The sequence below is a fragment of the Deinococcus roseus genome (assembly GCF_014646895.1).
In the GTDB taxonomy this organism is placed as follows: Bacteria; Deinococcota; Deinococci; order Deinococcales; family Deinococcaceae; genus Deinococcus_C; species Deinococcus_C roseus.
The window spans coordinates 1-537 of record NZ_BMOD01000096.1 but is presented as its reverse complement, the minus strand read 5'-3'; the positions used below and the strand labels follow the sequence as shown (position 1 = coordinate 537).

Genomic DNA, 537 nt, shown 5'->3' with positions numbered 1-537 from the left:
TGTAGTGTGGATCGGGTAAGTTGGATCTACGTCAAGCCAGAGTCCAGACCCCCCTTCAGCCCTTGCACATCCCAGTGAGCCGTGAGCTGCAGTGCTGGAGGTGTTGACGCAGCTGATCAAGCAGCTCAAAGAGGCTCAGCAGGCCCTGGAAGCGTGTGTGCAGCAGACCCTGGACGCCCAGGAAAAGCTCCAGCAGGAAGTGCAGATGTTGCAGAGCATCCCAGGGATCGGCCCTGTGGTGTCACTCCAACTGGTGGCGGGCACCGGGTCGCTGAGTCGTTTTTCTTCGTCTGCTGCGCTGGTGTGCTTTGTGGGGATGGATGTGCGCATGCGACAATCCGGCAAACACGAGGCTGGGCGGCATTTGAGTAAGGTCGGCCATGCGGCGTTGAGGAAAGCTGCGTATCAGGCAGCAGTGGCAGCGAGTCGTTCCAAAAGTTGTCTGGGGTGTTTTATCGGGCGTTGAAGGCGCGAGGGAAACCCTCCAAGGTGGCGTTGTGTGCTCTGACCAGGAAGATTTTGCAGGTGGCTTTTGCG

At 58.7% G+C, this 537-nt stretch carries 1 protein-coding gene; it reads left to right on the top strand.

Translation table 11 applies throughout. From position 1 onward, the window contains the following. Positions 1-103 precede the first annotated feature (103 nt). Positions 104-466 carry a transposase gene (locus IEY52_RS26545; RefSeq protein WP_189009737.1) on the top strand — a complete coding sequence of 121 codons (363 nt, stop codon included), beginning with the start codon at positions 104-106 and terminating at the stop codon, positions 464-466. The last annotated feature ends 71 nt before the right edge of the window (positions 467-537 follow it).